The organism is Phocaeicola sp. HCN-6420 (assembly GCF_037890145.1).
In the GTDB taxonomy this organism is placed as follows: Bacteria; Bacteroidota; Bacteroidia; order Bacteroidales; family Bacteroidaceae; genus Phocaeicola.
In genome coordinates, this window is sequence record NZ_JBBKBJ010000004.1 from 173,733 (window position 1) to 182,484 (window position 8,752).

The 8,752-nt window shown below is 39.2% G+C and carries 4 protein-coding genes; all 4 read left to right on the forward strand.

The genetic code is table 11. The features are described 5' to 3' along the window. Positions 1 to 171: 171 nt before the first annotated feature. Positions 172 to 2,025 carry a glycoside hydrolase family 13 protein gene (locus WKT12_RS04510; protein ID WP_340318895.1) on the forward strand — a complete coding sequence of 618 codons (1,854 nt, stop codon included), beginning with the start codon at positions 172 to 174 and terminating at the stop codon, positions 2,023 to 2,025. Positions 2,026 to 2,183: 158 nt separating this feature from the next. Beyond that, complete coding sequence (locus tag WKT12_RS04515) at positions 2,184 to 4,364, forward strand: glycoside hydrolase family 97 protein (RefSeq protein WP_340318896.1); 2,181 nt, start codon at positions 2,184 to 2,186, stop codon at positions 4,362 to 4,364. A 158-nt stretch (positions 4,365 to 4,522) separates the two neighbouring features. After that, entirely contained in the window at positions 4,523 to 7,594 is a 3,072-nt protein-coding gene (locus WKT12_RS04520; RefSeq protein WP_445323118.1) for a SusC/RagA family TonB-linked outer membrane protein, read from the forward strand. Positions 7,595 to 7,606: 12 nt separating this feature from the next. Further along, positions 7,607 to 8,752, forward strand: a 1,146-nt coding sequence (locus WKT12_RS04525; protein WP_340318898.1) for a RagB/SusD family nutrient uptake outer membrane protein, incomplete at its 3' end; no start/stop codon positions are given.

The window sequence follows — 8,752 nt, forward strand, 5'->3', positions numbered from 1 at the left end:
AAAGTTAAATCCGTTTATATTATTGGTATGTTATGTTGATAACAAGATTCTTATTTTCAGTAATTTACTTTGATAAGACATTTATATTTTAATTCCAAATATAACAAAAAAATTAACAGAGGTATACTTTTGCATTGAAAAACATTTTAAATCATATTAATCTTAAATATCATGAAACAGATATGGCTTTTATTTATGGCTGTCTTTAGTCTTTTCGGAATTTGTCGTGCGAATGGGGCTGTAAAGATTCATAAGGTTGCTCCTGCGTATTGGTGGGCCGAAATGAAAAATCCTGAACTACAGATTTTATTATATGGTGATCATATTGCTTCTTGTGATGTGACGCTGTCTGGAAAAGGAATTATCCTGAAAGAAGTGGTAAAGCAGGATAATCCGAATTACTTGTTGCTTTATCTGGATTTGTCGGAGGCAAAAGCACAGACCTTTAATATATTGTTGAAGGAAGGGAAAAAAACACAGACGATTCCTTATGAGCTAAAAAAGCGTATACATAAGGGAGATGATATAAAGGGATTTACTTCGGAGGATGTTCTTTACTTGATTATGCCCGACCGTTTTGCCAATGGAAATCCGGACAATGATATTATTGAGGGGATGCTGGAAAGTAAAGTCGATCGTACTGATTCGTTTGCTCGTCATGGAGGCGACTTGCAGGGTATTTCCGACCATCTGGATTATATTTCCGACTTGGGGGTAACAGCAATCTGGTTGAATCCTACTCAGGAAAATGATATGAAAGACGGATCGTATCATGGTTATGCCATTACGGATTATTATCAGATAGACCGCCGTCTGGGAAGTAATGAAGAATTTAAAACACTGGTTGACAAGGCACATCAGAAGGGATTGAAGGTGGTGATGGATATGATTTTTAACCATTGTGGCAGTGAAAACTATTTGTTTAAAGATAAGCCTTCGAAAGAGTGGTTTAATTTTCATTCGGAATATGTGCAGACTTCATTCAAGACTGCCAGTGTGATGGATATACATGCCAGTGATTATGAACGTAAGATTGCGACGGATGGATGGTTTACTTCGGTTATGCCTGACTGGAACCAGCGTAATCGTCACGTTGCACGTTATCTTATCCAGAATAGCATCTGGTGGATTGAATATGCAGGAATCAATGGAATCCGTCAGGATACGCATCCGTATGCCGATTTCGACTTTATGAGCGAATGGTGTAAGGAAGTACTTGAAGAATATCCTTATTTCAATATTGTGGGTGAAACATGGTTGAACAGTAATGTGCTGGTTTCTTACTGGCAAAAGGATAGTAAATTGGCTGCTCCAAGAAATTCTAACTTGCCGACAGTTATGGATTTTCCATTGCAAAGTCTGATGAATCAGGCATTCGATGAAGAAACTGGAGAATGGGGAGGAGGACTGTATAAGTTGTACGACTATCTGACACAGGATATCGTATATGCCGATCCGATGAACCTGCTGGTATTCTTCGATAACCATGATACCTCTCGTTTTACAACGACTGATGAAAAGGCTCGTAACCTGACACGCTATAAACAAGCAATGACTTTTTTGCTGACTACGCGTGGTATACCGCAGATATATTATGGAACTGAAATCTTGATGACGGGTGATAAGGGTAATGGTGACGGAGAGTTGCGGAAAGATTTTCCCGGAGGATGGCAAGGAGATAAAGTGAATTGCTTTGTTCCTGAAGGACGTACCACTTTGCAGAATGAGGCTTTCGAATTTACCCGTAAGTTATTAAACTGGCGTAAGGGAAATGAGGTGCTTGCCCATGGTACATTAAAACATTATTCCATCAGTCAGGGTACTTATGTATATCAACGTACGTACAATGGCAAGTCTGTTGTTGTTGTAATGAATGGAACGGATGCTCCGCAGGAATTGAACCTTGAATCTTATCGGGAGGTATTACCTCAATCGGAATGTACGGATTTTCTAAGTGGAAAAAAGGTGGATTTAACAGAGAAATTATCTTTGAAAGGACGTGAAATCTTGATATTCTGTTTATAAATGGTTTATATTTATTCTTACCTGTTTAAATGATAAATCGTTGATATGTAGTGCATTGATATTTTGACATATTTGTATTTTTCGTATGAAGAAAATATAAGCGTATTATGATATCTAATTTTGTTTTTGAGCAATTTATTAATCAAAACCTTAAAGCTATGAACATAAAAAGAACCTTTGCCTTTGTAGCTATGTGCTGTTGCGCATTTGCAATGCATGCACAAAATCTAACATCACCAGATGGCAATTTAAAAATGAATTTTAGTTTGAATAGTAACGGGGCTCCTGTATATGAGCTTTTCTTTAAAGATAAAGCTGTTATTAAGCCCAGTACGCTTGGACTTGAACTGAAAAGAGAAGATCCTGAAAAGAGAATCGGATTTGAGTGGACAGAGCGGAAAGATAAGGAACGCGTGGATGAAAAAACAAATCTCATGACTGGATTTAAGATTAAAGATACGCGTACTTCTACTTTCGATGAAGTCTGGCGCCCGGTATGGGGAGAGGAAAGTGAAATCCGTAATCATTATAATGAGTTGGAGGTGACTCTCGACCAGCCGGAAAATGACCGTTATATCGTCATTCGTTTCCGCTTGTTTAATGATGGCTTAGGCTTCCGCTATGAGTTTCCTCAGCAGAAAAATCTGAACTATTTTGTGATAAAGGAAGAGCATACTCAGTTTGCTATGACGGGTGACCATACGGCTTTCTGGATTCCGGGAGATTATGATACACAGGAGTACGATTATACTACTTCTCGCTTGTCTGAAATTCGGGGAAAGATGAATGCGGCTGTCACCGAGAACTCTTCACAATATGTATTCTCTCAGACTGGTGTTCAGACAGCTCTGATGATGAAGACTGACGACGGACTTTATATTAACTTGCATGAAGCTGCTTTGAAAGATTATTCTTGCATGAGCTTGAATTTGGATGACAAGAATCTGATTTTTGAATCATGGCTGACTCCTGATGCAAAAGGGGATAAGGGCTATATGCAGACTCCGTGTACTTCGCCTTGGCGTACGATTATCGTAAGCGATGATGCCCGTAACATTCTGGCTTCTCGAATTACACTGAACCTGAATGAGCCTTGTAAGATAGAAGATACCTCATGGATTCATCCGGTAAAATATATCGGAATCTGGTGGGATATGATTACCAATAAAGGTACATGGGCCTATACAGATGAACTTTCGAGTGTGAAACTGGGCGAAACAGATTACTCAAAAACAAAACCGAATGGAAAACATTCTGCCAATACGGCTAATGTAAAGCGTTATATCGACTTTGCTGCTGCAAATGGTTTCGATGCTGTCTTGGTGGAAGGCTGGAATCAAGGATGGGAAGACTGGTTTGGCAAGAGTAAGGATTATGTGTTCGACTTTGTAACTCCGTATCCTGATTTTGATGTAGAAGAAGTGCATCGTTATGCTGCAAGCAAGGGTGTAGAAATGATTATGCATCATGAAACTTCTGCCTCTGTACGCAATTATGAACGTCATATGGATAAGGCTTACCAGTTTATGGTAGATAATGGTTACCATGCAGTGAAGAGTGGATATGTGGGTGATATTATTCCTCGCGGAGAACATCACTACGGACAATGGATGGTCGATCATTATCTGTATGCCGTAAAGAAAGCTGCTGATTACAAGATTATGGTCAATGCTCACGAAGCTGTACGTCCCACAGGACTTTGCCGTACTTATCCGAATCTGATTGGCAATGAATCGGCTCGTGGAACTGAATATGAGTCTTTCGGTGGTAACAATGTAAATCACACAACGATTTTGCCGTTTACTCGTCTTATCGGTGGTCCGATGGATTATACACCGGGTATCTTTGAACCGGATTGCAGTAAGATGAATCCGAATAATAAATCTCATGCTCGTACAACGCTTGCACGTCAGCTGGCATTGTATGTAACCATGTATAGTCCGTTGCAGATGGCTGCTGATGTTCCTGAAAACTATGAACGTTTTATGGATGCTTTCCAGTTTATCAAAGATGTGGCTGTCGACTGGGATGAGTCTAAGTACCTGGAGGCAGAACCGGGAGAATACATAACCATTGCTCGTCGCGCAAAGAATACAAACGACTGGTATGTAGGATGTACGGCAGGTTATAACGGTCACGTTTCTAAATTGTCATTCGACTTCCTCAATCCTGACAAGAAATATGAAGCAACTATTTATGCTGATGCCAAGGATGCAAGCTGGGATAAAAATCCTCAGGCGTATACCATAACAAAGAAAAAAGTCACAAACAAGAGTAAAATAACTCTGAAAGCAGGTATTGGAGGCGGTTACGCTATTTCAATCAAAGAAATCAAGTAATATTTATTATGTAAACAAGCGTTCAAGGAAAACTTTCCTTGAACGTAGCCTTTCGTATATTTTTTTTGATAATGTAAATGTAATAGATTGTTTTTTAGAAGTTTCAATAGGTGCTGATACAATAAATGCTGTGATAATATAATACTTAAATTAATAATATGAAAATGAAAACAATGAAACCACGTGGCAGATTCTTCTTGCTATGGCTTGTGGGAATGTTACTTTCTGTACAAGTGTTTGCTCAGGAAATTGCAATAAAGGGATCTGTAAAAGATCGTCTTGGTGAAGTCGTTATTGGTGCTAATGTCATTGTAAAAGGTACAACTAATGGTACCATTACTGATTTTGATGGAAATTTTGTTTTAAATGCAAAGCAGGGAGATATTATTGTTATCTCGTTTATTGGTTATAAAACTCAAGAATTACCGGCAGCTACTACCATGAATGTGGTGTTGCAGGATGATTCTGAAGTATTGGAAGATGTTGTTGTAATTGGCTATGGATCGGTAAAGAAAAGCGATTTAAGTGGTTCTGTTGTGGCGGTAAAAGCAGAAGAAATGAATCGTGGAGCTGTAACGTCTGCACAAGAATTGATGCAGGGCAAGGTACCTGGATTGTATGTACAGCAGGGTAGTGGTGAACCTGGAGCCGGACAGACGATGCGTATCCGTAGTGGAGCGTCTTTGAACGCCAGCAATGATCCGTTGATTGTGATTGATGGAGTTCCTGTTTCCAATTCGGCTGCTCCTGGAGTATCCAATGGACTTTCTACTATAAACCCGAATGATATTGAAACATTTACGGTATTGAAGGATGCTTCTGCTACTGCGATTTATGGTTCGCGAGCATCAAATGGAGTGATTATCATTACAACTAAGAAAGGTACTCAGGGTAAAATTAAGGTTGCTTATAATAGTACTTATACAGCTAAAGATCCATATAAGCGTATCAATAACTTGAGTGGAGATGAGCTACGTGCGACTTTAACGAGTATTTATCCGGAAAATACAACGAACGGAGCCTATATCTCACAGATATTGAATCAGTACCCTGACCAGAGTACAGACTGGCAGAATGAAATCTTCCAGACAGGTTTGAGTACAGACCAGAACATATCAATTTCTGGAAAAGCTGGTTTTCTTCCGTTCCGTGTTTCATTGGGATACAATACAGAAAAAGGTACTCTGAAGACTTCAAAATACGACCGTTATACGGGAGCGATCAATTTAAGTCCGAAATTCTTTAATGATCATTTGAGTGTTGATATTAATGTAAAAGGCTCTATCAATAAGACTCGGTTTGCCGATTCGGGAGCTGTAGGGGCTGCTGCTTTTTATGATCCTACTAAGCCTGTTTATGCCGATGACTATCATGGCTATAATGGATATTGGAACTGGACTGCTGTATCGCAGGATACAAGTGGAAGTACTGTATATAGTCCTAATACACAAGCTGCAACCAATCCGTTAAGTTTGTTGTTCGATCGTGATAATCATGGTACAACTAAGAGAAGTATTGGTAATATTCAGTTGGATTATAAAATCCATGGACTGGAAGATTTGCATGCAAATCTTAATCTGGGTTACGATGTCGCTAAAGCAACAGGTAGTAATTTTACAAATGCTGGTTCTTTTATGGCTGCAAAAGATAGTAATTTCCCAGGATATGGTTCAGGAAATACGTGGAATAACTTGCGTCGTAATCACTTGTTAGATTTCTATTTGAACTATGTAAAGGATATTAAGTCTATCAAAAGCCATATCGATGTGATGGCTGGATATTCATGGCAACATTTCTATTATAAGGATTTCTCTCCGAACATGTCTAATGTCATGCCCGAGAGTGAGAAAGATATCAATGGATGGACTTACAATGAAACCGAACAGCGTTATTATAAAGATGGTGATTATGCAGCACCTTATGAAAACTATTTGGTTTCTTTCTTCGGTCGTTTGAATTATAATTTGATGGATCGTTATTTGCTTACTGCTACACTCCGTCGTGATGGCTCTTCTCGTTTCAGTGAGAATAATCGTTGGGGTATGTTCCCGTCTGTTGCATTTGCATGGAGCATTATTAACGAGCCGTTTATGAAGAAGACGACAGATGTGCTTTCTAATTTGAAATTACGATTAGGATATGGTATTACGGGTCAGCAGGAAATCAGTGACTATTTGTATCTGACTACTTATAAGTTTAATGCAAATCCGAATAGTACCTATCTGGGTAATTCTTTATTGAAACCGCAAGGATATAGTCCTGATTTGAAGTGGGAGCAGACCACTACGTATAATGTGGGTATTGATTTTGGTTTCTTGAATAATCGTATCAATGGTACCATTGAGTATTATCAGAAACATACAAAAGATTTGTTGAATACGGTAAGTGCACCTGCTGGTACCAATTTTACGAATGAAATTACAGCCAATGTCGGTAAGATGAAGAATAAAGGTGTTGAGTTTAATATCAATGCCGTAGCAGTTCAGACTAAGGATTTTAGCTGGGATTTAGGATACAATGTAACGTGGAATACCAGTGAAATCACTCAGTTGACAGCGTCCTATAATCCTTCTTACCCGGGTATTAATGCCGGAAGTGCTTCGTATGATAATGGAGCAGTACTACAGAAGCACCAGGTGGGAAGCCAGCCTTCTACATTCTGGCTTTATCAACAGGCGTATGATGTAGACGGAAATCCGATACAGAATACGATGGTAGACCGCAATGGAGACGGTCAGATAACAGAAGCCGACCGTTATATGACGGATAAGAGTCCGATGCCGAAAGTCTTTATGGGATTTAGTTCACAGTTTACCTATAAGAATTGGGATCTTGGTTTTAATTTGCGCGCCAACTTTGGAAATTATGTATACAATGCATTTGCAGCCAATAACAGTACAATTGGTAATATCAATCCTTCTTTGGGTTACCTTTGGAATTATGATGAATGCATTTATCGTACAAACTTTACACAGGTTAATGAGAGTATCCAGCGTGCCAGCGATTATTTCCTGGAGAATGCATCGTTCTTGAAAATGGATAATATTACTTTGGGATATTCATTCAAGAAGTTCTTTACGGAGAAACTTTCTGGACGTATCAGCTTTAGCGTACAGAATGTATTTACAATAACCAAATATACAGGTCTGGATCCGGAATGTAGTGCTATTGATGAAAATCTATGGCCGAATTCAAGAACGTATACCCTTGGATTAAACCTTAATTTTTAATATCAGTTTATTATGAAAACAAAATATATATTTACGTTGTGTGCAGCCGGTTTGTTAGGACTATCAGGATGTGTTGGAGATTTGGATGTACAACCTCTTGATAAAAATGTAATTACTGCAGAAGAAGCCTATAGTGATCCTGAAAGTTACACGAAGGCTTTAATGAAGATTTATTCTATCTGGGCCCTTCATAGCCAAGATGGAAAGAATGGAACATGTGATATATCGGGCATCGATGGGGGTAACTCACAAATCTTACGTTCATGGTTTAATTTGCAGGAAGTTTCAACCGATGAGGCTAAATGTATATGGCCTAATGCCTGGTGTAACGCCATTAACTGTCTGGCCTGGGCCGATGAAAAGAATGAAGCAGAAGAAGGTGTTTATCAGTTTGGAATGTATATTGTTTCACTGGTGAACGAATTTATGAAAAATGTGGGTAATGCGCCCGAGGAGATGAGAAGCCAGTATGCGGCTGAAGCACGTTTTAACCGTGCCTTAGCGTATTATATACTGATGGATGCGTTTGGTTATCCTCCATTTATTACAGAAAACAATTATTCAAACTCTCCGAGCCAGGTTTCACGTGAAGAACTTTTTAATTTTATTGAAAGTGAATTGAATGATATCAGAGGTAGTTTGCCTGAAGCACGCCAGGGAGAATATGGACGAGCCGATCAGGGAGCTGTAGATGCGTTACTGGCTCGTATGTATCTGAATGCGGAAGTTTATACTGGTAAGAACAGATATACCGATTGTATTACTGCCTGCAAACGCATTATAGCAGCGGGGTATGAGTTGGCTGGTAACTATGCAAACTTGTTTAAGGCTGACAACGGGCAGAATTCCGATACGCGTAAGGAGATTATATTCCCTATCTGTTTTGATGGTACGTTGACTCAGACTTGGGGAGGAACTTCTTATATTATCTTGGCTTCGAGAGCCATTACTCCAGATGATCCGACTTGCGGATTTACGGTAAGTGGCTGGGGGGGCTTGTTGGCAACAGGCAATTTGTTACGTCAGTTTGAATATGCCGATCCGCAGGCTCCTACTTCTGATAATATTCTCGATAAACGTGGTATTTTCAGTTCTAAATATACTGATGAGAATGGAGAATGGGTACAAAGATCTTCGATGGATATTACGAATCTGACT

Excerpts from the sequence above, each read along its gene's own strand:
- WKT12_RS04510 (WP_340318895.1), top strand. The coding sequence starts at position 172 with ATGAAACAGATATGGCTTTTATTTATGGCTGTCTTTAGTCTTTTCGGA.
- WKT12_RS04515 (WP_340318896.1), top strand. The coding sequence starts at position 2,184 with ATGAACATAAAAAGAACCTTTGCCTTTGTAGCTATGTGCTGTTGCGCA.
- WKT12_RS04520 (WP_445323118.1), top strand. The coding sequence starts at position 4,523 with ATGAAAATGAAAACAATGAAACCACGTGGCAGATTCTTCTTGCTATGG.